21 protein-coding genes and 2 pseudogenes are annotated in these 22,233 nt (G+C 65.2%); 11 read left to right on the forward strand and 12 right to left on the reverse strand.

The genetic code is table 11. From position 1 onward, the window contains the following. Nucleotides 1-182, forward strand: a pseudogene (locus ACYP33_RS32075) (VOC family protein); the annotation flags it as partial. Between the two features lie 47 nt (nt 183-229). Here ACYP33_RS32075 and ACYP33_RS32080 read toward each other — a convergent pair. Beyond that, nucleotides 230-1,117, reverse strand: coding sequence for a LysR family transcriptional regulator (locus ACYP33_RS32080; protein ID WP_459625212.1), 888 nt, complete (start codon nt 1,115-1,117; stop codon nt 230-232). A 126-nt stretch (nt 1,118-1,243) separates the two neighbouring features. Between ACYP33_RS32080 and ACYP33_RS32085 the strand changes: the two genes are divergently transcribed. From ACYP33_RS32085 to ACYP33_RS32105, 5 genes are all read left to right on the forward strand, one after another. Further along, nucleotides 1,244-1,909, forward strand: coding sequence for a hypothetical protein (locus ACYP33_RS32085; protein ID WP_459625213.1), 666 nt, complete (start codon nt 1,244-1,246; stop codon nt 1,907-1,909). Nucleotides 1,910-1,988: 79 nt separating this feature from the next. Beyond that, entirely contained in the window at nt 1,989-2,702 is a 714-nt protein-coding gene (locus ACYP33_RS32090; RefSeq protein WP_459625214.1) for an SDR family NAD(P)-dependent oxidoreductase, read from the forward strand. 80 nt (nt 2,703-2,782) lie between these two features. Beyond that, nucleotides 2,783-3,202 carry an organic hydroperoxide resistance protein gene (locus tag ACYP33_RS32095; RefSeq protein ID WP_459625229.1) on the forward strand — a complete coding sequence of 140 codons (420 nt, stop codon included), beginning with the start codon at nt 2,783-2,785 and terminating at the stop codon, nt 3,200-3,202. Between the two features lie 79 nt (nt 3,203-3,281). Continuing rightward, nucleotides 3,282-3,515, forward strand: a complete 234-nt coding sequence (locus ACYP33_RS32100) for a tautomerase family protein (protein WP_459625215.1) — start codon at nt 3,282-3,284, stop codon at nt 3,513-3,515. A gap of 80 nt (nt 3,516-3,595) precedes the next feature. Beyond that, nucleotides 3,596-4,657, forward strand: coding sequence for an NAD(P)H-dependent flavin oxidoreductase (locus ACYP33_RS32105; RefSeq protein ID WP_459625230.1), 1,062 nt, complete (start codon nt 3,596-3,598; stop codon nt 4,655-4,657). Between the two features lie 264 nt (nt 4,658-4,921). Here ACYP33_RS32105 and ACYP33_RS32110 read toward each other — a convergent pair whose 3' ends face one another. Then, on the reverse strand, nt 4,922-5,680 hold the full coding sequence (locus ACYP33_RS32110; RefSeq protein WP_459625216.1) for a TrmB family transcriptional regulator: 759 nt from the start codon (nt 5,678-5,680) through the stop codon (nt 4,922-4,924). Nucleotides 5,681-5,808: 128 nt separating this feature from the next. After that, nucleotides 5,809-7,407, reverse strand: a complete 1,599-nt coding sequence (locus ACYP33_RS32115; protein WP_459625217.1) for an MFS transporter — start codon at nt 7,405-7,407, stop codon at nt 5,809-5,811. A 474-nt stretch (nt 7,408-7,881) separates the two neighbouring features. Between ACYP33_RS32115 and ACYP33_RS32120 the strand changes: the two genes are divergently transcribed. Further along, the gene (locus ACYP33_RS32120) at nt 7,882-8,538 is read left to right on the forward strand and encodes a glutathione S-transferase family protein (RefSeq protein WP_459625231.1); all 657 of its coding nucleotides are present in this window, start codon (nt 7,882-7,884) and stop codon (nt 8,536-8,538) included. A gap of 83 nt (nt 8,539-8,621) precedes the next feature. Continuing rightward, nucleotides 8,622-9,989 (forward strand): glutathione-disulfide reductase, encoded by a 1,368-nt coding sequence (gene gorA, locus ACYP33_RS32125; RefSeq protein ID WP_459625218.1) that lies wholly within the window; start codon nt 8,622-8,624, stop codon nt 9,987-9,989. 42 nt (nt 9,990-10,031) lie between these two features. Here the strand turns inward: gorA and ACYP33_RS32130 are convergent, their stop codons facing one another. Further along, nucleotides 10,032-10,943, reverse strand: coding sequence for a LysR family transcriptional regulator (locus ACYP33_RS32130; protein ID WP_459625219.1), 912 nt, complete (start codon nt 10,941-10,943; stop codon nt 10,032-10,034). A 162-nt stretch (nt 10,944-11,105) separates the two neighbouring features. On the opposite strand from ACYP33_RS32130, the gene ACYP33_RS32135 reads away from it, so the two are divergent. Continuing rightward, complete coding sequence (locus ACYP33_RS32135; protein ID WP_459625220.1) at nt 11,106-12,017, forward strand: alpha/beta fold hydrolase; 912 nt, start codon at nt 11,106-11,108, stop codon at nt 12,015-12,017. A gap of 76 nt (nt 12,018-12,093) precedes the next feature. After that, complete coding sequence (locus tag ACYP33_RS32140) at nt 12,094-13,317, forward strand: MFS transporter (protein WP_459625221.1); 1,224 nt, start codon at nt 12,094-12,096, stop codon at nt 13,315-13,317. Nucleotides 13,318-13,453: 136 nt separating this feature from the next. Here ACYP33_RS32140 and ACYP33_RS32145 read toward each other — a convergent pair whose 3' ends face one another. From ACYP33_RS32145 to ACYP33_RS32165, 5 genes are all read right to left on the reverse strand, one after another. Then, nucleotides 13,454-14,545, reverse strand: coding sequence for an alpha/beta fold hydrolase (locus tag ACYP33_RS32145; protein ID WP_459625222.1), 1,092 nt, complete (start codon nt 14,543-14,545; stop codon nt 13,454-13,456). Nucleotides 14,546-14,613: 68 nt separating this feature from the next. Continuing rightward, nucleotides 14,614-15,966: an MFS transporter gene (locus tag ACYP33_RS32150; protein WP_459625223.1), complete on the reverse strand. Its 1,353-nt coding sequence runs from the start codon at nt 15,964-15,966 to the stop codon at nt 14,614-14,616. Between the two features lie 94 nt (nt 15,967-16,060). Then, complete coding sequence (locus tag ACYP33_RS32155; RefSeq protein WP_459625224.1) at nt 16,061-17,236, reverse strand: L-dopachrome tautomerase-related protein; 1,176 nt, start codon at nt 17,234-17,236, stop codon at nt 16,061-16,063. Nucleotides 17,237-17,565: 329 nt separating this feature from the next. Continuing rightward, nucleotides 17,566-18,414: an oxidoreductase gene (locus ACYP33_RS32160; RefSeq protein WP_459625225.1), complete on the reverse strand. Its 849-nt coding sequence runs from the start codon at nt 18,412-18,414 to the stop codon at nt 17,566-17,568. 74 nt (nt 18,415-18,488) lie between these two features. Beyond that, nucleotides 18,489-19,580 (reverse strand): alkene reductase, encoded by a 1,092-nt coding sequence (locus ACYP33_RS32165; RefSeq protein WP_459625232.1) that lies wholly within the window; start codon nt 19,578-19,580, stop codon nt 18,489-18,491. 74 nt (nt 19,581-19,654) lie between these two features. Here ACYP33_RS32165 and ACYP33_RS32170 point away from each other — a divergent pair, with 74 nt between their 5' ends. Further along, nucleotides 19,655-20,587: a LysR family transcriptional regulator gene (locus ACYP33_RS32170; protein ID WP_459625226.1), complete on the forward strand. Its 933-nt coding sequence runs from the start codon at nt 19,655-19,657 to the stop codon at nt 20,585-20,587. A 104-nt stretch (nt 20,588-20,691) separates the two neighbouring features. Here ACYP33_RS32170 and ACYP33_RS32175 read toward each other — a convergent pair whose 3' ends face one another. The 3 genes and pseudogenes from ACYP33_RS32175 to ACYP33_RS32185 form a co-directional block, all read right to left on the reverse strand. Next, nucleotides 20,692-20,985: a DUF1330 domain-containing protein gene (locus ACYP33_RS32175; protein ID WP_459625227.1), complete on the reverse strand. Its 294-nt coding sequence runs from the start codon at nt 20,983-20,985 to the stop codon at nt 20,692-20,694. Nucleotides 20,986-21,221: 236 nt separating this feature from the next. Further along, nucleotides 21,222-22,004: an HvfC/BufC N-terminal domain-containing protein gene (locus ACYP33_RS32180; RefSeq protein WP_459625228.1), complete on the reverse strand. Its 783-nt coding sequence runs from the start codon at nt 22,002-22,004 to the stop codon at nt 21,222-21,224. Next, a pseudogene (locus ACYP33_RS32185) lies at nt 21,994-22,233 on the reverse strand (multinuclear nonheme iron-dependent oxidase); the annotation flags it as partial. The pseudogene ACYP33_RS32185 and the gene ACYP33_RS32180, both read right to left, overlap by 11 nt.

Here is a 22,233-nt window from a genome sequence, read left to right on the forward strand (position 1 = left end):
TGCGCGTCGCCAGCGAGGAAGTACTGAATACGGTGTTCGAGCGGGTGTCCGAATGGCCGGGCGCGCGAGTGGAATTTTCGCCCGAGCAGCTTGGCAAGGGCACCAAGCGCCATGCGATGGTTTATGAGCCGGGCGGTATCCGTATCGAGTTCGATTACGACACGGGCGTGGCAGCGAAGTAATTCGGTGCATTTGACGTCATGGCAGCAATGCCATGACATCAAGCCCATCACGCTTCGAATATCGGACGCGCGTCGTCGAACACGCGCGCGACATACTCCACCACGGTTCGAATCGGCAGATCCTTGCGGTCCTGACGCCGCAGCAGCAGCCATATTTCTCGCGGCGGCCGGGTCGGGCCGATGTCGCATTGGCGCAGTTCGGGCTCCTGACGGCCGATATAGTGCGGCAGCAACGCCAGGCCCACGCCCGAGCGCGCCGCCGCCGCCTGGGCAACATGATTGCTGGCGCGAAACGCCACCCGGGCCTGCGGAAATTGCTGCGCGAGCCAACCGGCATCAGGAATATACGTGCTCGCTTCGTCGAAGCTGATGAGCGTGAGATCGCCCCCGGCTTCTGTGCGCTCGCAAGCCGCCGGCGTGCCATAAAAGCCGTAGGCCATCGAACCGACGGGTTTGGCAATGAAATCGCCGTCTTCCGGCCGATCGACGCGTATGGCGATATCCGCTTCATGCCGTTCGAGGCTGATCGAACGCAGATCGGTGGCGAGATCGATGTCGAGCCCTGGATGCTGAATCGGCAGTTCCGCGAGCTTGCGAATCAGAAAGCCTTGCGAGAGCGCGGGCGGCGCATTGATGCGGACGATGCCCTTCGGTGAATCGTCCGTGCCGCCGCGTCCGAGCGTTTGCACCGATGTCTCCATATCGCTGGCGACAATCAATGCGCGCGTGCCCGCCGGCGTCAGCACATATCCTTCCGGGCGGCGCTCCGCCAACTTCTCCCCCAGCGTGGCTTCGAGCGATTGAATTCGCCGCGAAATGGTCGCGTGATTCACGCCCAGCGCGCGCGCCGCGGCGGACAAACTCCCATGGCGTCCGAGCGAAAGGAATACGCGGACGTCCTGCCAATCTACCTCTGTGCGTTTTTTCTCAGCCATTGAGAGAGGATAGCGGATTTTGGGAAAACGGCAACAGGCCTACGATAGCTTCAACGCAACGCAACACGGTGCCTTCAGATGCAAGACGGATGTCTGATTCTCACGCTCGTCGGCGAGGCGGGAATCATGATCGAGTACGGCTCGATCCGCCTGATCAACGAGCCGGCGGAGGTTGATCCGGGCGTGCGTGGCACGCAGGCGATCGATGCATTGCTGCTCGGTGATGGGCGAGATATCGGCGCAGGGCGAAACGGGCTGCCGTCTGCGCGCAGGACGTATACGACGAAGCCGGTCGCTTCGAGATTGCGTGGCAACGCGGTGGGGCTGGCGCCGTTCGAAACCGGTTCGATCGGGTGCGAAACCGGCCGGCCGATGTTGGTGACGGCGACGCCGGTTCACCACGATGCAAGTGACGAGGTGTGCGTCAGTGAATGCGATGTAATCGGCTTCGCACTGGGTGTCGACAAGCCGGGAGATCTGCTTTACGTGATGGGTGGCGGCGCGTCCTGGCATGACGGCATCGCCGATGTGGCGGACCGGTTTTCCCCGAAGGCCGTGCTGTTGTTTTCGGCGCAAGCCGGGGCGAGTGGGCGTATGCACGTGCCGCTGCGGCAGGACGATGCGATTCGCGTGGCGAGCATGTTTCCGCGCTCGACGCTGGTGGCGATTCGGGATCGGGAGGCGGCTTCCCAGCGCCCGTGCCGCGAGCCGGTGGCGCTGGCGTTGTCGAAGCTCGGCATTGCCGATCGACTGAGATTTTTTACGAAGGGCAGGCCGCTTTCGATCGATTGACGGCCTGAGCAGTGACCCCTATCGGGTGGTCCGGTAGCAATACGGGAAATTAGTTTAACTAAGCAACTGGAGCAGGACTATGAGCAATCATCAGAAAGTGGCAATCGTGACCGGCGCGTCGCAAGGCATCGGCGCCGGCATCGTCGAGGGCTATCGCAAGCAGGGCTTCGTCGTCATTGCGAACTCGCGCAACATCAAGCAAGGCTCGGACGACGGCGTCATCGCAGTGCCGGGCAACATCAGCGATCGCGACGTGGCGCGTAACGTCGTGAAGACGGCCATCGATCGCTTCGGTCGCATCGACACGCTGATCAACAATGCCGGCATCTTCATCGGCAAGCCGTTCACCGAGTACACGGTCGAAGATTTCACGAACATGCTGAACGTGAACCTGGGCGGCTTTTTCCACATCACGCAACTCGTGCTCGAACCGATGCTCGCGCAGCAAAGCGGCCACATCGTCCAGATCACGACCACGCTGGTTCGCCAGGCGATCGCCGGCGCGCCGACGGGCCTGGCCACGCTGACGAAGGGCGGCCTCGACGCCACCACGCGCGGCCTGGCCATCGAATACGCGAAGCGCGGCGTTCGCGTCAACGCGATCGCACCGGGGATCATCAAGACCCCGATGCACCCGGAAGAAACGCACGCCGTGCTCAACGGCATGCACCCGATGGACCGCATGGGCGAAGTGTCGGAAATCGTGGAAGCCGCGCTGTACCTTGAAAACGCCAAGTTCGTGACGGGCGAAACGTTGAACGTGGACGGCGGTCAACACGCAGGTCGCTGGTAAATCGACGCACGGTGGGCGTCGCAAGACGTCCTCTGCCAACCCTGGTGTTCCCTGGTTATACCGGAGTACTGACAATGACGATTGACGTGAAGTATCGTACGCGTGCGACCTCGACGGGCGGCCGCGAGGGCACGGCTCGGTCGGAAGATGGCCGTTTCGAAGCGAAGCTTTCGGCGCCGAAGGAACTCGGCGGCGCGGGCGGCGAGGGAACCAACCCCGAGCAGCTTTTCGCGGCGGGCTACTCGGCATGCTTCATCGGCGCGCTGAAAGTGGCAGGGCAGCAACTGAAGCTCAAGGTGCCGGCGGAAACCACGGTGACCGCCACGATCGGCATCGGCCCGCGTTCCGAAGGCGGCTTCGGCATCACCGCCGAGCTGCTGGTGACGCTGCCCGGCGTGGATCGTGAGGAAGCCGGCAAGCTGGTGGACCTCGCGCATCAGTTGTGTCCTTATTCGAACGCGACGCGCAACAACGTCGATGTCGGTTTGACCATCGGCTGAATCGCTGGATCGGTCTGAAGATTTGCGCCGCATGTTGGTAGACCATGCGGCGCAATGCATTTCAATATGGGAGGGTGGTATGCCGTACGTGAATATCAAGGTAACACGCGAAGGCACCGCGCCGGGCGAATCGGCCACGACGCTGGCGCAGAAGAAGGCGCTGATCAAGGGCGTCAGCGATCTGCTGTTCGACGTCATGGGAAAAGCGCATCACACGACGTTCGTCGTGATCGATGAAGTCGATCTCGACAGTTGGGGCGTGGGTGGAGTTACCACCCCGGAATGGCGCGAGCAGCAAGCCGGCAAGAAGTAAGCCGCTGCGCTGTCCACTGCGACCAGGCCGTCCCGTGCAACGGGACGCAATGCAGACATCAATCGATGGAGAATGCGACCGTGGGCAACTGGCAAGACAATCGAATTACCGAGCTGCTCGGCATCGAACTACCGATCATCCAGGCACCGATGGCCGGTGCGACGACGCCGGACATGGTGATCGCGGCAAGCGAGGCAGGCGGGCTGGGATCGTTGCCCGGCGCGTTGTTGTCGATCGAGCAGATGAAGACCGCGCTGGACCGGATCCGCAGCGCGACGCGCAAGCCGATCAACATCAATTTCTTTTCGCATACCGATCCATCGCCGGACCCGGCGAAGCAGATGGCGTGGCGCGCGGAGCTGGCGCGCTATTACGTCGAGATCGGGCTCGACCCGGCCGGCCCGGTGCGGGAGGCGGGGCGTGCGCCGTTCAACGACGCATATTGCCAGGTGGTCGAAGCGTATCGACCCGAGGTCGTAAGCTTTCATTTCGGCCTGCCCGAGGCGGCGCTGCTGCAACGTGTGAAGCACACCGGTGCGCGCGTGATCGCCTCGGCGACGACGGTGCGCGAAGCGCGATGGCTGGTCGAGCGCGGCGTCGACGCCGTGATTGCAATGGGTTACGAAGCGGGCGGTCATCGGGGCAATTTCCTCTCCGACGACATGTCGACCCAGGTCGGTACGTTCGCGTTGGTGCCGCAAATCGCGGATGCCGTGCCGGTGCCGGTGATCGCGGCGGGCGGCATTGCCGATCGGCGCGGCGTGCGTGCCGCGTTCGCGCTGGGCGCGGCGGCAGTGCAGGTCGGCACGGCCTATCTGCTGACGCCCGAGGCGAAGATCAGCGCGTTCCATCGAGAGGCCTTGTTGACGGCCGGGGAGGACGAAACGGCGCTCACCAATCTGTTCACGGGCCGCCCGGCGCGCGGCATCGCCAATCGCCTGATGCGTGAAATCGGCCCGATCTCGCCGCTGGCCCCGGCGTTTCCGACGGCCGGCGGCGCATTGATGCCGCTGCGGGCGATCACGGAGCCGGAAGGGCGATCCGATTTCAGCAACATGTGGGCCGGTCAAGCCGCGCGGTTGGCGCGCGAGATGTCCACGGCCGAGCTGACGCGATATCTCGTCGAGGCGGATGGCGAATAGGCGAATCGCTCAGGATGACGTAAAAACGATGTGAAGGAAAAAAGCCTCGGGATTGATCCCGGGGCTTTATTACGTCCAGTCGAATCTCGGCAAGGCTGCGCCGCTCGCTCGGCGCCGCCGGGTTCGCTGGCAGGCCGCGCGGCATCAAGGCGTTGATGCACCGGATCGATACCTCCAGACACTGCGTTCCGGCGCGTTTCGAAAAGAGACGCGATTTCATCTCAATGGCAGTGTGCAAACGCACGCAGGGGAGCCGCCAATGTCTCAGCGCGGGCTGGCCATGTTCGTGTCAGCGGTGCTCGTGGCCCAGAGTGTTTCGAAGTGCGAAGCTTGAAAGGCGAACATCTCGGGGCTCTGAATGGACAGGGCGTAGTGCTCGGCTTTCGATGAAATAAACGCGACGGTTTCATCGTAGAGGTAAGTCGTGATGCCAGCCTCGAAGGAAGCCGGTGCAATGCGCAGTGTGCGAAGCTCGCGTGCGGACGTGCGCCAGAGGTCGCGTGAATCGGCCGGCCCGCAGCGAATGATGCGCAGCGAGATGCTCGACTTCACGCGCCGGGCCACCACGCTGGAGATGATCTCGAACCCCGGCATCCGAAACAGTTCGCTGTTGGCCATGATGGCGCGAAGCTCTCGAGATCGACATTCCTGCATTTCGTCGAGCACCGCCTTGATGCCCTCGATGCCGGTGAAGAACCGCACCTTCGGCTTGCCACCCGTCGAATTGTGCAGCGCCTTCAGTTGCGGGAGCAGGTCGTGAACGATCTCTCGTTGCGATTCCACGCGTCGCAGCAAGGCGATCGGGTCTTGAGGATGGACATACGTGCGCGCGCCGCGTTTGACGGTCGCCACAAGCCCCATGGCGAGCAGTCGGTCGAGCACTTCGTAGGCGTTGGTCCGGCCGATCTGCGCCTTCTGGGCAATTGCCGCAACGCTTGCCTCGCCCAGTTCCATGGAGGCCAGATAGAAATCGGCCTTGTGGCCGTCGATGCCTGCGTCATGCAGCATTTGGATCAGATCCATGATGGCGTCTTAATGCGGGAGCGATGGAATGTGCCGATCCAGTGCGAACTCGGCATGCAAGCAATAAACAAAAATCACCGGCCGATCTGCATCGGCCGTTTGGATGGCGTTTGGCCCGGGCGGTGCACCTACTCGTTGTTGTGGTGTTCCTTCAGGAACAGCGCGCCGACGATGAACGTCAGGGCTGCGAAGAAAACCGGATACCAGATGCCGAAGTAGATATCGCCGGTGGTGGTGACCATCGCGAACGCCACGGCCGGAAAGAAGCCGCCGATGATGCCGTTGCCGAGGTGGTACGGGAACGACATCGCCGTATATCGCACGCGTGCCGGAAACATCTCGACCAGCGCGGCGGCCACCGGGGCATACACCATCGCGAAGTAGGCGCACAGGATCGACAGCATCAGGATCAGCATCGGCCGATTGATTTGCGAGTCGCTCGCGACGGCCGCGTAGCCCGCGCTTTCGAGCCGCGTGTGGATCGCCTTCGCATCGAAGCCGTTGATGACCGTGTCGCCGATCTGCACCGTCGGCCGCTCGCCCGCCGCGCCGACGACGTTCGAATACGGCACGCCGGCCTTGGCCAGGGCGGCCTTGATCTGGTCGCATTCCTTGTGTGACGGCTTGTTGCCGAGCAGGTCGAACTGGAAGCTGCATGCGCCGGGCGCGGCCTTGACGGTCACCGGGCTCGCCGTGGTGGCGGCTTCGAGCGCGGGGTTCGCGAAGTGTGTGATGGCGTGGAAGATCGGGAAGAACGTGATCGCGGCCAGCAGGCACCCGGTGAGGATCACCTTCTTGCGCCCGATGCGGTCCGACAAGGAACCTGCGATCCACATCAGCGGCAAGCAGATGATCAACGACGCCGCATTCACGAAGCTCGCCGAGCCGACGTTCAGATGCAGCGTTTGCGTCAGGAAGAAGAACGTATAGGTTTGGCCCGTGTACAGCACGGTGGTCACGCCCGTGACCAGGCCGAACAGGGCGATCAGCATGGCCTTGATGTTCGACCAGTTCCCGAAGGTCTCGCGAATGGGGGCCGGCGAGGTCTTGCCTTCGGCCTTCATCCGCTCATAAACGGGCGACTCGTGCAGCGCCGTGCGAATGTAGATCGACACGGCCAGCATCACGGCCGAGAGCAGAAACGGAATGCGCCATGCCCATTCCTCGAACTGGTCGCCAAACGCGGATCGGCAGATGAACACCACGACCAGTGAGAGAATCGTGCCGCCGGCGCCGGTCATCTGAATCCAGCTCGTGTTGCGGCCTTTCTTGCCGGCCGGCGCGTGCTCGGCAACGTAGATCGCGGCCCCGCCGTATTCGCCGCCCAGCCCGAGGCCTTGCAGCACCCGCAGCGAAAGCAGCAGGATCGGCGCGAGGATACCGGCTTGCGCGTAGGTGGGCAGCAGGCCGACGCAGAACGTCGAGCCGCCCATCAGGATGATCGTGATGAGGAATGTGTATTTCCGGCCGACCTTGTCGCCGAGCCGGCCGAAGATCAGCGCGCCGAGCGGACGAACCGCGAAGCCCACGCCGAACGCGATCAATGCGAACAGATAGGCGCTGGAACTCGACAGCGACGAAAAGAATTGTTTGGAAAAGACTGACGCCACCGCGCCATAAAGAAAAAAATCGTACCACTCGAACAGCGTGCCCAGGGTCGAGCCGATGATGACGAGCCGTTCGTGCTTGGCTGATTTGCTGCCGGCGGCAGACGTATAGGTTTGCATGATTCCCCCTCCGTATTTGTATCCGATGTCTTGCACGAACATGCTAGGAGGGGCCGTCGAAATACGTCGCGATTGTCATAATTCGCACCACGAATAATCGATATGACGATGATTTTAAAGATATATTTTTGTACTATCGATACGAACGAAAAGGCAGGAAACCGAATTTGTCAGAAGATCGGGGCTACGGGATTTTCAAAAAACATGGCGCTTCCTGGCGATCGGCGGGTTGATTCGGCGTGCTGCCGCCTGCTTAGCGATTACCGCGAATCGTGGGCGTTTCGTTCGCCTTGATGGTACATGGAAAGGGTATGAAAATCATGAGCTTACCGGTGCTTTGAGATTTTCGGTACAAATGCGCTGACATGCCGGAAGCGGGCCACTAGCATGGGCACACAGACATGGTTCCTGCGTCGAGCGCTGCGGCGGCGACGTGACAAGCCATTTTTCAACGTTCTCGGTGGCTCATCGCTCATGACATATCGACTCTACTATTCGCCCGGTGCCTGTTCCCTTGCTGTCCATATCGTGCTGGAAGAACTGGGCGTGCCTTACTCGCTGGCGCCTACCGTGATCGCCAACGGGGCCACGCAGTCGGCGGAATATCTCGCCATCAACCCGAAGGCGCGCGTGCCGGCGCTGCATGTCGAAGGGCAGACGAAAGTCCTCACCGAGCTGCCGGCGATCATGGCGTATCTGGTCAGGCAGTATCCCGACGCAGGCCTGGTTCCCGCCGACCCGCTCGAGGAAGCCCGTTGCCACGAACTGCTCAACTGGATCGCCGGCTGGGTGCACGGCATGGGCTGGACGGAACTGTGGCGTCCTCACCGATTCATCGGCGATGCGTCGCAGTACGAAGCGGTGAAGGAGAACGGCCGGCGCATCATCGACGAAACGTCCGAGACGATCGAGGCGATGTTGTCCGCGACGAACGGCTATGGCACGGGCGGCCGCTTCACGGTCGCGGATCCGTATTTGCTGGCGGTCTACCGCTGGGTGGTCCGGATCGGCATCGACGGCCGGAACCTGTATCCGGCATGGCACGCGCACGCCGAGCGGCTCGGCGCGCGGCCGGCCGTGCAGCGCGCACTCGACCAGGAAGGGTTGACGCTGTTCGGCGTGAAGTCCTGATCCTGCCCATGGCGTAATCCCGCAACGTGGTCGGCCGATCGGTGCCGGCCACGTCGAGTCTCTCTGTGAATGTCGGTGGAAAAATGAGGAATGCGAAGTTTGATTTCGATCTGTTCGTGATCGGCGGGGGCAGCGGCGGCGTGCGGGCGGCGCGCCTGGCCGCGCAATCCGGTGCGCGGGTCGGCCTGGCGGAAGCGTCGCGCCTGGGCGGAACGTGCGTGAACGCCGGCTGCGTGCCGAAGAAGCTCTACAGCTACGCCGGACATTATGCGGACGCTTTCCGTGAATCGCGCGGGTTCGGCTGGACCCTCGATGGCGAGCCGCGATTTGACTGGTCGACGCTGAAAGCCAATCGAGCACGGGAAATCGCGCGTCTGAACGAGGTCTATGGTGGTCTGCTCGACGGCTCCGGCGTGACGATGTTGCACGGCCGGGCGACGCTGCGCGACCCGAACACGGTCGAGGTGGCCGGCAAGATCTGCACGGCGCAGCACATCCTGATCGCGACCGGCGGCAGCCCGTTCGTCCCCGGCATTCCGGGCGCCGAGTATGGCGTGACCTCGGACGACGTGTTCGATCTGCCGGAATTCCCGAACCGGCTGCTCGTGATCGGTGGCGGCTATATCGGCTGCGAGTTCGCGTCGATCTTCACGGCGCTGGGCGCCAGCGTGACCCAGGTACAGATCCACGATCGGCTGATCCCGTCGTTCGACGAGGATGTGTCGGATTTCCTGGCGGAGGAAATGCGTAAATCCGGCGTGGATGTTCGGCTCGGCCGAAGGGTGTCCCGTATCGAGCGCACGGCACACGGCCTGCGGGCGCAATTCGACGACGGCGAAATCATCGAGTCTGACGTGGTGCTGTTCGCAACCGGCCGTGTGCCGCTCACGCACCGGCTCGGGTTGGAGAACGCGGGCGTCGCGCTGGCCGCGAACGGCGCGATCGAGGTGGATGCGCAGTATCGCAGCAGCGTCCCCACCATTTTCGCTGTGGGCGACGTGAGCACCGGGAGCCCGCTCACACCGGTGGCGCTGGCGGAGGCAACGGTGGTGGTGGACGCGCTGTTTCACGACCGCCATCGCGCGTTGAGCTACGAGCATGTGCCGACGGCCGTGTTCACGCACCCGAACGTCGGCACCGTCGGGTTGACCGAGGCGCAGGCGCGGGAGCGATATCGGCATGTCGACATCTACCGTTCGAGCTTCCGGCCGCTGAAACACACCTTGAGCGGCGCGCAGGCCAGGACGCTGATGAAGCTGGTGGTCGATCGCGACAGCGACAAGGTGCTCGGCGTGCACATGGTCGGCGACGATGCGGGCGAGATCGTCCAGGGTTTCGCGGTCGCGCTGCGCGCCGGGGCGACCAAGCAGATCTTCGATACGACGATCGGCATCCATCCCACTTCCGCCGAGGAATTCGTCACGATGCGGCAGCCGATTGTGGCGGCCTGACGGCTCGGCCCTGGCCACGGCGGCCTGGGCCGCGTCGTGCGTTCACGCGCTCGCGTGCGTCTTCAGCGTTTCACGCAGTCGCGGCGCAGCGAAATCCAGGAAGCGGCGCATCTTCAACGGCATCTGCCCGAGCTGCGCATGCATCAGATGGACCGGGAACGGATCGAGTTCGTACGCTTCCAGCACGATCGCGAGCGAGCCTTCGCGGATCGCGTCGTACGCCTGGTAATGCAGCAAGCGGGCGAAGCCGACGCCACGCATGGCCGCTTCCATCGCGGCCTCCGCCGACGTGATCAACCGCGGCGCCACTGCCACCTCGAACGCGGTTTTCTTCTCCGGGTCGCGAAAGCGCCACGATGCGGTGGCGGCCGGCCCCTCTGGCGAAATGCACGGCATCTGCCGCAACTGGTCCGGTTGGGTCGGCCGGCCGCAGCGCGCGAGCAGCGCCGGGCTGGCGCAGATGATGCCGCGCATCGCGCCAACCCGCGTGGCGATCATGCCGCTGTCCGGCAGGTGGGCGATGCGCACGGCCATGTCGATCTGATCGGTCAGCAGGTTCGCGTTCCAGTCGCCGAGGATCAGCCGCACGTTGATTTCCGGAAACTGCGCGAGAAAGTCCGACACGATCGGCAAGACATGCCGGCGTCCGAAATATTGCGGGGCGGTGATGACGAGGTCGCCGCGCGGCTCGACGAATTCCCCGGCCGCCTCGCGCTCCGCTTCGTCGACCAGTTCGACGATGCGCTTGGTGGCGGCGGCGAACGCGGCGCCGGCATCGGTCAGCGCGAGCTTGCGGGTGGTGCGTGTGAGCAACTGCGCGCCGAGGTGGGCTTCGAGTTCGGCGATCTTGCGGCTCACCGTTTGCACGGGAAGCTGCCGGTCGCGCGCCGCCGCCGAAAAACTGCCGTGTCGAATGACCGACAGGAAAATCTGCATGCCTTCGATCCGATCCATCGTTTTCCCGAAAAACGTGAAAGATATTCGTGATTTATTGGGATTATATCTTTAAGCGTGAAGGTTCATAGTACAGCTTCGATGCCGGCTGCACGATCGCAGCCGGAGTTTGGAGTCGTGGCTGCCAGGCCGTATCGACTCGACGATTGGAAGGAAACGACGATGGCAGAAATCTACGATCACCTCGGCAAGCCGGTCGAACACGGCCGCGCATGGGTCAACGGCATCCGCATGCATTACGTGACGGCGGGCCAGGGCGAACCGCTGCTGCTGCTGCACGGCACGCCCAAGAATCATTACTACTGGTACAAGCTGATCCCGCTGCTGACCGAGCACTTCACGGTGGTGGCGCCCGACCTGCGCGGCTTCGGTCATACCGACAAGCCGCCGGCGGAAGAGGGCTACGACAGCCTGACGAGCGCGCGCGACCTGAGCGAGCTGATGGCGCAACTGGGCCACGACAGCTATCACGTGCACGGCGAGGATCGAGGCGCCGAATACGGCTACGTGCTCGCGGCGAAGTATCCGGAGCGCGTCAAGACGCTGTCGTTCGGCGAGATGCTGCTGTCGGGTCACGGCTTCGAGGAATGGACCTTCTTCACGCCCGAGCACGTTGCGGCGCGATCGCGCGGCGAAGGGATCTGGATCTGGCATCCGCCGTTCTTCTGGCTGCCGCATATCCCCGAAATGCTGATCACCGGCAAGGAGCGCGAGTTCTGGGAGTACTGGATCAAGGCCGAAACCTACAACCCGTACAGTATTTCCGAGGAAGCGATCGACGAGTGGATCGGTTGCCTGAAGGCACCCGGCGGGCTGCGCGGTTGCCTGGAAAGCTATCGGGCCGGCCTCGCGAACGGCCGCATCAACCAGGAGCTGGCGAAGACCAAGCTCGAATTGCCGGTGATGACGATCAGCGCCACCGAGTTCTTCGGGCCGCTGATCGCCGAGCACATGCGCAAGTTCGCGACCAACGTGGAGCGCAGCGAAGTGTTCGAGCGATGTGGGCACAGCCTCGCGCTCGAAGCGGAGCACCGGCTGGCCGACGCGCTGCGCGAATTCATGCTCGAGCGGTAACGGCGTCTCGCGAGGTGGCCGCGGGTGGCCGCCTCGTGCGACATGTTCTCTGGCGCTCGGCTTTACGGAGTGAATCATGATTCGGTTTTCAAGCCCCGACGCGCCGCGTCATGCCTGGCTGACGCTGTTTGCACTGGCCTGCGGCGCGTTCGGCATCGGCACCACGGAATTTTCGCCGATGGGCCTGCTGCCCGTGATGGCGGCGGGTGTTCATGTCTCGATCCCGGCCGCCGGCTTGCTTGTCAGCGCCTACGCGATCGGCGTGATGATCGGCGCGCCGGTGATGACGCTGGCGCTCGCCCATCACCCGCGCCGCGCCGTGCTGGTCGGGCTGATGGCGATCTTCACGATCGGCAATGTGCTGTCGGCGCTGGCGCCGGGCTATGGCGCGTTGCTGGCGGCGCGCGTGGTGACGAGCCTCGCGCATGGCGCGTTCTTCGGTTTGGGCTCGGTGGTGGCGGCCAGTGTGGTGCCGCCGCATCGCAGGGCCAGCGCAGTGGCGACACTGTTCATGGGGCTGACGATTGCGAACATCGTCGGCGTGCCCGGCGCGGCCTGGCTCGGCCAGACGATCGGCTGGCGGCCGGCGTTCGGCGCGATGGCCGCGTTCGGCCTGCTCGCGATGGCGATGCTGCGGGCCTGCCTGCCGGCAACGGGGGCCACGCAGGCGCCGGATATCCGCCGCGAGCTGCGGGTGCTGACGCGGGCGCCGGTGCTGCTGGCCATGACGGCGACCGTGCTCGGCGCCGGTGCGACGTTCACGCTCTACACCTATATCGCGCCGATTCTCTCGACCGTGACGCACGCCTCGCCGGGTTTCGTGACGGCCATGCTGGTGCTGGTCGGCTGCGGGTTCTCGATCGGCAATGCGATCGGCGGCAAGCTGGCGGACCGTTCGCTGGACGGCTGCCTGTTGCTGGCCCTGACGCTGGAGGCGCTGACGATGGCGGCCTTTCCGTGGGCCGCGCACACGCATGCCGGCGCGGCCCTGGCCGTGCTGGTGTGGGGCATCGCGGCGTTCGGCATGGTGGCGCCGCTGCAGACCCGCGTGATGCAGGTGGCGGCCGATGCGCCCGGGCTGGCGTCGTCGATGAATATCGGCGCGTTCAATGTCGGCAACGCACTGGGCGCTGCCGTCGGCGGCGCGGCGATCTCGGGCGGCTGGGGTTACGAGCGGGTGCCGTTCGTCGGCGTGATGCTCGCCGTCGCCGGCATCGCGCTGGTGACGGCGCAGATGCTCGCGGCGCGCAGCCGCAAGCCACGCGTTCATGCCCCGGCGCCGTGCCTCCATGAGGAGTGAATGCCGGGTGGATGTGGCCCGGCTCATGCGCGAGCGCTGAGCATGACGGAACATGTGTGGCGTACCGGCACTGGCCGCGTGACGCCGCGGGCGGTGCGGATGGCCGGGCAATCAGCCCGGCCCAGCCGCGCCGCCGTTACTTCGATGCAAGCCACTTCAGCAGGGCGGCGTCGAATGCTTCGGGATCCTGGATTTGCGGCGCGTGCCCCATCGTCGGAAATTCGACGAGCGTGGCGTGCGGGATCGCCTTGACCGCGTCGCGCGCCAGTTGCGGGTAGTGACCGAGCGTGGCTCTGACTTCAGGCGGCGACACGTCGAGGCCGATGGCGGTGGTGTCCTTGTCGCCGATCATCAGGAGGGTGGGCGGCTGGAGCAGGCCCAGTTCGTTGATGACGGGCTGGGTGTAGATCATGTCGAAGATCAGCGCCGAGTTCCACGCCACCAGCTCCTTGCCGGGGCCGCGATACAGGCCGGCCAGCATCTGCACCCAGGGTTCGAATTTGGCGTCCCAATGACCGTTGTAGTACACCGCCTGCTCGTAGCGGCGGATGCCGTCGGCCGAGGTCTTCAGGTCCTTCGCGTACCACTGGTCGACGGTTTGCGCCGGCACACCCTTGGCTTTCCAATCCTCCAGCCCGACCGGATCGACCAGCACCAGCCGGCGCACTTCGCTCGGGTACATCAGCGCGTACCGCGCGGCCAGCATGCCGCCGGTGGAGTGCCCGACCAGCGTATAGGCGTCGATGCCGATCGAATGCAGCAACTGCCGGGTGTTGTTGGCCAGTTGCTGGAAGCTGTATTGATAGTGCTCGGGCTTGCTCGATTTGCAGAAACCCACCTGATCGATGGCGATCACGCGGTAGCCCGCATCGCGCATGTCGCGGATCGTGTCGCCCCACGACGCGGAGCAGAAATTCTTGCCGTGCAGCAGCACCGCCGTCTGGCCGTTGGGGTGCGCCGGGCGCAGGTCCATGTAGCCCATCTGCAGCGTTTGCCGTTGCGACGAGAAGCTGAAGAAGCGAACCGGGAATGGGTACGTCGCGCCTTCCAGCTCCGGCCCGTACGCGTCGGTGGCGGTGGCGGTGGCTGCCGGAGCAGCGTCGGGCGAGGCGGCGCGCGCCAGCGAGGGCAGCACCAGCGCCGTGCTCATCAGGCAGGCGGCGATCAGGCGGCCAGCCTGCGTGACGAGCGAGCGAGGCTGTGAGTGTTTTTTCGATTCGGACAACATGGGGCACGTCCTCCTACAGTGAAGATTCGATTCGACGGCGTAGAGCGGGCAAGCGGGCAAGCCCGGCTTCACGCCGCGGCGAGCGAGAGCCAGCTCAGCACCGAACTGAGCGCGGCGAAACCGGCGCTGATCGCGAGCGCGACGGTCGAGCCGTGCAGCGCGGACACGCTGAAGCACAGCGCGACCAGAGCCGCGCCGGTGGCCTGCCCGATCAGCCGGCTGGTGGCGAGCATGGCGCTGGCGCCGCCGCTGCGGGCTGGCGGCGCGCTGGAAATCAGCGCCTTGGAGGTGGGTGACTGGAAAAACCCGAACCCCGCGCCGCAGATCGCCATCCGCACGCCGATCTCGAACGCGCTCGGATGAGCGGGCAGCAGCGCCAGGGAGACGAGGCCGATGCCGAGGCAGGCCAGCCCGATCGCGCTCAGCAGGCTCGGCGCATGGCGATCGGCCAGCCTGCCGGCGAGCGGCGCAGCCAGCGCGACGAACACCGGCCATGGCGTGATGATGAAACCGGTGCGCACCTGATCGAGATGCTGGACGCGCTCCAGATAGAACGGCAACGAGACAAACGCGAGCCCTTGCGCGGCGTAGGCCGTGGCGATCACCGTGGTGGCGAGCGCGAACGATCGATTGCGGAACAGATCGACAGGCAGGATCGGCGCCGGGCGGGATGATTCGTGCTTGATCAGCAGGCCGCCCGCCACGACGGCAACCAGCGCGGTGGCGATAGTGTTGATCGCGGAGCCGAACTGCGTGGCCTCGCTCAAGGCATACACCAGCGCGGAGAACGCCACCACGTTCAGGATCGCGGCGAGCGGATCGAAGCGATGCCGGGCGCGCGGAGAATCGGGCAGCGCCGGCCACGCCACGGCGAACGCGAGGCCGCCGAGCGGCACGTTGATGGCGAACAGCCAGGGCCACGACGCGACCGACAGGATCGTCGAGGCGACCGTGGGGCCGACGGCATACGCCACGCCGACCACCAGCGTATTGAGGCCCATGCCCCGTCCGAGGCGATCCGGCGGGACGACGAGGCGGATCAGCGCCGTGTTGACGCTCATGATCGCGCTGGCCCCCAGGCCTTGCAGCACCCGGGAGATCGTCAGCGCGGTCAGCGTGCCGGAGCAGGCGCACGCCAGCGACGCCAGCACGAACACCGCGAGGCCGAACAGGTAGATGCGCCGTTGGCCGATCAGCGCGCCGAGCGCGGCGAGCGGCAGCAGCGTCGCGACCATCGCCAGTTGGTAGGCGTTGACGATCCAGACGGACGCGGCCGCCGACGTCTTCAGGTCCACGGCAATTGCCGGCAACGCGATGTTGGCCAGCGCCGTATCGAGAATGGAGAGGCCGACGGCCAGCAGGATGGCGAACATCGCGCGCCCGGACGAGGCGGGCAGCGCGGAGGCAGGGGAAGCGGACATGGGCGGCAATGGACGGATCGGGTAACGAACCCGGCTTGGTGCGGTGCAGGCGCGCCGCGAGCCGGGTTCGCCGCTCGGGAAGAGCGAGGCGGCGTTACTTCTTGCGCGGCAGATGCCAGATGTCGTAGTTCTCGTTGCCGGCCTTGATCGCACCCATGAAATGCTCGTTCAGCCCGCTCGCCGTGAACAGGAAATCGCCATCGGGCAAATCCGTCAGCGTGTCGGGCCAGTGGATCCGATCGTCCGACGCGATCAGCCTGGTGGTGTGGCTGCGATGGTCGTATTTGACGATGCCGTTTTGCGTCAGATTCGTGACGAGCACGTTGCCTTGCTTGTCGATCGCGATGCCGTCGGAACTGCCGCCGATGTCGCCGATCGTCTTGACCTGTGCCGCGATCCGGGCGTCGTCGGCGCTCGCATCGCGCAGTACCGCCGTCGGCACTTGGTGCAGGTGCGTGCCGCTGGTGACCGTCCAGTAGAGCGTGCCGGCGTCGGCGGACAGCGCGATGCCGTTGATGCCGATATTGAGCGGATGCCCCGGCAGCACCTCGAGGCCGTGCGACACCACCTTCGCGCCCGGCTCCGGCTGGACCACCGCCGCCCGGTCGAGCACGCGGCGAACCTTGCCGCTGGCGAGATCCGCGACGATCAGGCCTGCATCGTTGCCGCGCACGCCGCTATCTGCGATATAGGCCACCTGCCGTTTTTCGTCGACGACGATGTCGTTGAGGAAACTGGCTTTGCGGTCCGCCACCGCGTCGAGCGGAATGCGGCGAACTTCCGCGCCGGATTGGAGATCGAGAATCACCACCTTCTGGCCGCCGGCCGGTGCTTCGCTTTCCCCGGCGACATAGCCCATGTCGAGTGCCCACAGCCAGCCGTTGGTGCGATCGACGTAGAAGCCCAGCACGCTGCGCAGCGCCGTGTCGGGGGCGGCGTCGAGCGCGTTTTCGGCCGCCGACGGAAACGCCGTGAGGCGGGCCGGGCCGGACGTCGGGCCGGCATCGAGCAGGTTGAGCGTCGCGGGTACGCGCGACGACATCCAGCGCGGCGTGGTGACGAAGTATCGGCCGCGATCGTCGGTATGCAGCCCGGCAATCGGCGCGCTCGCCGAATCGGCGAACGGCGTGCCGGTGCCCGTATCCCACGTCACGCCGTTATAGCTGCGCCAGCGTTCCAGCTTGCCGTAGTCCGCAGCGACGGCATGCTCGCCGAAGGTCAGGACGGCGAGGGCGGCCGTGAGCGCGGCGAATCGTGTGCGGTGGTTCATGTGTGTCGTTGGTCAGGTTGCTGAGGGGGCGGCGGCGTTGCATGGTGCGCCAGAGAGCGAGCAGCGCGCCTCGCCCGTAATGCTGAAGCGGGATGCTGTGCGGGAACAGTCGCTGTTTGATCTCACTAGCTGATAAAAAATGCACAGCCGGCTTGGGCCATAATTTCCGATGTCCCGGGAGCCGCGCGCCGCTCCCCCTTTGATTCGTGAGCGAGATGCCCTGGCTGCAATGTCGTGTGCCTGAACCTGTTTGGCAGTGTGTACGCGGCGAAACCCGGAGTGTGATGCCGATGCGCATCACACTCCGGCTTGGCCGGCGCCGCTGCGTTTCACGACGAGAAGTCGGTCGAGGCTGTCACGTCCGCCCACGCATCGATGCTGGCCTCTGTTTCCTTCAGGCGTTGCCGGGTGGCCGCAAGAGCTTCGCTGCCGAGCAGCAGGCGGCGCGGCGGAGCCGGATGTTCGACCAGTTGCAGCAGCACTCGCGCGGCCTGCGCGGGGTCGCCGTTCTGCTTGCCGTCCTTGGCGCGCCGCGCGTCGCGTACCGGGCCGAACACGGGATCGTAATCGGAGATGCTGCGTTCGCTGCGGACCATCGAGCGACCGGCCCAATCGGTGCGAAAGGGGCCTGGCGCGAGAGCGGTCACGTGTACGCCGAACGCCTGCACTTCCTGCGCCAGCGAATCGGAGATGCCCTCCAGTGCGTACTTGCTGCCGCTGTAGTACGCAATGCCGGGGTAGCTCAACGCGCCGACCAGCGACGTGACGTTGACGATATGGCCACGGCGGCGCTCGCGCATGGTCGGCAGCACGGCCTTGATCATGGCGACCGCGCCGAACACGTTGACGGCGAACTGGCGTTCCAGCTCATCGAGCGGCGATTCCTCGAGCACGCCTTCGTGTCCGTATCCGGCGTTGTTGACCAGCACGTCGACGGGGCCGGTGGTTTGCACGATGTCTGCGATGACGGGGCCGACGCGCTCGTAGTCGGTGACGTCGAGCACGACGCCGAACGCGCGGCCGCGTGCCTGCAGTTCGAATTCAGCGCGTGCGATTTCGCTGCGGACGGTGCCGATCACGCGATGCCCGGCCGCCAGGGCCGCGCTGGCGAACGCGCGGCCGAGGCCCGAGTTGGCGCCGGTGATCAGGAAGACTTTGGGGTTTTCGATGGGTTCCATGGTGGTTCTCGTGAGACGGAGGGGGCAAGCGCGACGCCGAAGCGGCGTCATGCTTGGTTCGAATCGACGTCGCGTCAGGCGGTCGCGAGGGTCGGGAAGTCGGTATAGCCGGATGCGCCGCCGCCGTAGTACGTCTCCAGCGGCGCATCGACGAAGGCCGCGTTGTGCCGCAGCCGGTCAACGAGATCGGGGTTGCCGATGAACGGCCGGCCGAACGCGACCATGTCGGCGTGGCCGCTGTCGATCGCGTCGAGCGCGAGGCTCCGGTCGTAGCCGTTGTTGGCGATATACGCGCCGGAGAACGCCGTGCGCAAGGCCTGGAAATCGAACGCAGCGCGGCCGTTGCCGGCCAGGGTCTGGCCTTCGACGGCATGCAGGTACGCAATGCCGTGCGCGGCGAGCTGGTCGACCAGAAGCCCGAACGTGGTTTGCGGATCGCTGTCGAGCGGTGTTTCGCCAACGAAGGTCGTGACCGGCGAGATTCGCACGCCCACGCGATCGGCGCCCCAGATTTCAGTGACGGCTTGCGTCACCTCGATCGGCAGGCGAATGCGGTTTTGCGTCGTGCCGCCGTAGCGATCGTTGCGGCGGTTCGTGCTGTCGCGCAGGAACTGATCGAGCAGATAGCTGTTGGCCATGTGGATTTCCACGCCGTCGAAGCCCGCAGCTTTGGCCAGTCGCGCAGCGTGCCGGTAGTCGTCGATCAGCGCGGGTATTTCGTGCGTTTGCAACGCGCGCGGCATCGATGGCCGGATCGCGCCCGATTCGATGAACGTGACGTCGCCGGCCTGAATCGCGGACGGCGCCACCGGCAACGCCCGGTTGGCCTGCAGGCTGATGTGGGAGATGCGGCCGACGTGCCAGAGCTGCAGGACGATATGACCGCCCGCGCCGTGCACGGCGTCCGTGATGGTGCGCCATACCGCCGCTTGGTCATCGGTGTAGATGCCGGGCGTGTAGGCGTAGCCGCGGCCCTGGCGCGAAATGTTCACCCCTTCGCTGACGATCAGGCCGGCCGAGGCGCGCTGGCGATAGTACTCGGCGGCATGGGGGCTCGGGATGCCGGCCATATCCGCCCGGGAGCGCGTGAGCGGCGCCATGGCGACGCGGTTCGATACGGGAATCGCACCGATGTGTCCCGGTGCAAACAGTTTCGATTCGGACATGGATGTTTCCTTCATGAGCAGGCGTGGTATCGGCCGGATCGAGCGTATTCGGCCGCGAAAAAACGGAGAACGGGATGGATCGCATCGAGGCGATGACAATGCTGATTGCGGCTGTGGAAACCGGCAGTTTCTCGGCTGCTGCGCGCGCACTTCATGTGCCGACACCGACGCTGACGAGAAAGATCAACGATCTGGAGATTCGTGTCGGCGCGCAGTTGTTGACGCGAACCACGCGCGGTCTCAAGCCGACCGACGCCGGTGCCGATTACGTCACTCGCGCGCGCAGGATTCTGGAGCTGGTCGATGCACAGGAGCGCGATGCGTCGGGCGAGTTCACGGCGCCGCGCGGCGAGCTCGTGGTATCGGCGCCGATCTTGTTCGGACACCTGCATGTGTTGCCCCATCTCGCGGATTTCCTGGCGCTGTTCCCCGATATCAACATCACGCTCGACCAGTCGGATCGCAACGTCAACCTGGTGGAGGCGCACATCGATCTCGCGGTTCGCATCGGCCGGCTGCCGTCGAGCGGCATGATCGCGACGCAGGTCGGCGCGATGCGCTCGGTGGTGTGCGCCAGTCCCGAAGTCATCGCGCGACACGGCGTGCCACGGACACCGCAGGATCTCGCCGGCATGCCGTGCGTGGTTGTAAATGCCCCGACGCTGTCGCCGACGTGGCAGTTTAGGCGTAATGACGGAGATGGCGACGACGGCGTGGATGCGGTCGCGATCAAGCCCCGGCTTCAGGTCGGCACGGCGGCATCGGGTATCGGCGCCGCTGCCGCGGGGGTGGGCTATGTCCGGGTTCTGCACTATCAGGCGCTGGACGCCATCGAGGCGGGCCGCCTGCATATCGTGCTCGATGCGTTCGAGGTCGAACCCGTTCCCGTGCATCTGGTTCATGCCGCGCATGGCCAGATGCCGGTCAAGCTGCGTCGACTGCTCGATTTCCTGGTGCCGCGCCTGCGGACGGGGCTGGAGCAATTCGGCGCCGGAGGCGGCGCTTGACCCGGCAATGACATCGGCAACCAGGCGGGCACCCGCGCCGATGGACAACGGCGTGACGCGACGCGCCAACGAGATGTCCATGGCGAGGGTTGCCCGGGCGTGCCTTACTCGGTGCCTTCGACGATGCGGAAATCGCGTACGGCCGCATCGCCCAGCACTTGCAGCGCGGCTTGATAAGCCGGGCCTTCGCGGGTGGCGAGCGCCTGTTCGAGGCTCGGGAATTCGGTCACCACGGTGCGCGCCAGTTGCCCGGCTTCGTAGGCGTATTGCGCGGTGCCGCGCGCGATGATGCGGCCGCCACCCGCGGCGATTGCCGGACCCGCGAGCTTCGAGTACTCGACGAGTTGTTCCGGCTTGGTGACTTGTTGAATCGCAACGACCCAATACCCTTTCGGCATGCTGTTCTCCACACGAGATAAAAGTGAACGGAGCCATTTCGGCTCCGTTTTTGGTCTGGGTATCATGCCGTGCGATGGGGCGTCGTTGAATCGCCTGGATTCGAGTTTCGCCTCATCGGAAAACGGAGAGGCGATGCTGGGTCGTGCAATTTACTTCGTCATGCTTGACGAGCGCGCGTGCCGGTCGCCGAGCAGGCCATCAATCGAGGTCGTGCCCGGCCCCCAAAGCATCCTGGTCAAGCTCCTGTACGAATCGAGGTAAAGGCGCCGGCGGCGATCATGCCGGCAAGGTTTGCAGGCAGGTCGAAGGCCGGATCGGCTTCGAGCGCATGGGCGGCGGCCGAGCCGAACGGCTCGTCGTCGAACAGCGCGCACAGGAACGTGGCGCCGCCCGGTGGCAGGCGCGAGACGGTTACCGCGTCGTCCACGCGCGTGATCAGCGCGTTTTCCGGCGTGCTCGATACGAGCGTGGCGGTGGCGTCGTCGCCGCGATTCATGACGAAGATCGATACCGCGGGAAACCGTGAGGTGGTAATGCGCGCGGCGGCGTGGCGTTCGAAGCGCAGCGTCATCAGCGCATCGGGGGCGACCTGCGACAGCGCGGCGGCGGCCAGATGGGGCTGGTCCTCGGCGTGATACGCATCGAGCCAGGCGCGCTCGATCCGCGCGACATCGGCCAGCCACGGCATCTCGGCCGCGTATTCGTAGCGCTCGATGAACGACGCGAACGCGTGGCCGTATTCGAACAGCAGCGGCGATTGCGGGGGCGTTTCGCGCACGTGGAAGCGCGCCATCGCCCGGAAGAAATCGACGCCCGTGATCCGTTGCACGGCCGGGTAGATGGCCGCGAGCGCGTCGATCAGGCTCACCGTCACGTTGTTCCGGTAGACGTTGTAGCGCTGCTCGACGCCCTTGTGGTCCGGCGCGATTGCGTCGATGGGCGGCGCGCAGGCGGGGTCGAGCAGCCCGGCCGCGAAATCTTGCATCGATGCGCCGGGGAGGTGTGCGTCATGACGCATGAGCGTGCTCCTGGATGGACGCGCCGCGCATGACCTCGGCTGCCTGCCGCGCTTCGGCGTGCAGTATCGGCCAGGCCGGCAACGCGCTGTCCCATTCGACGAGCGTCGGGATACCGGCGGTGCGGGCGATGGTGTTCGCATAGAGCGCCCAGACCGGGTCGGCCACCGAGCGGTCGTGGCTGTCGATCAGCAGCGGTTCGCCCTCGTCGTCGCGTTGTTCGCTGTGCCC

It is taken from the genome of Burkholderia sp. 3C, from assembly GCF_054589155.1.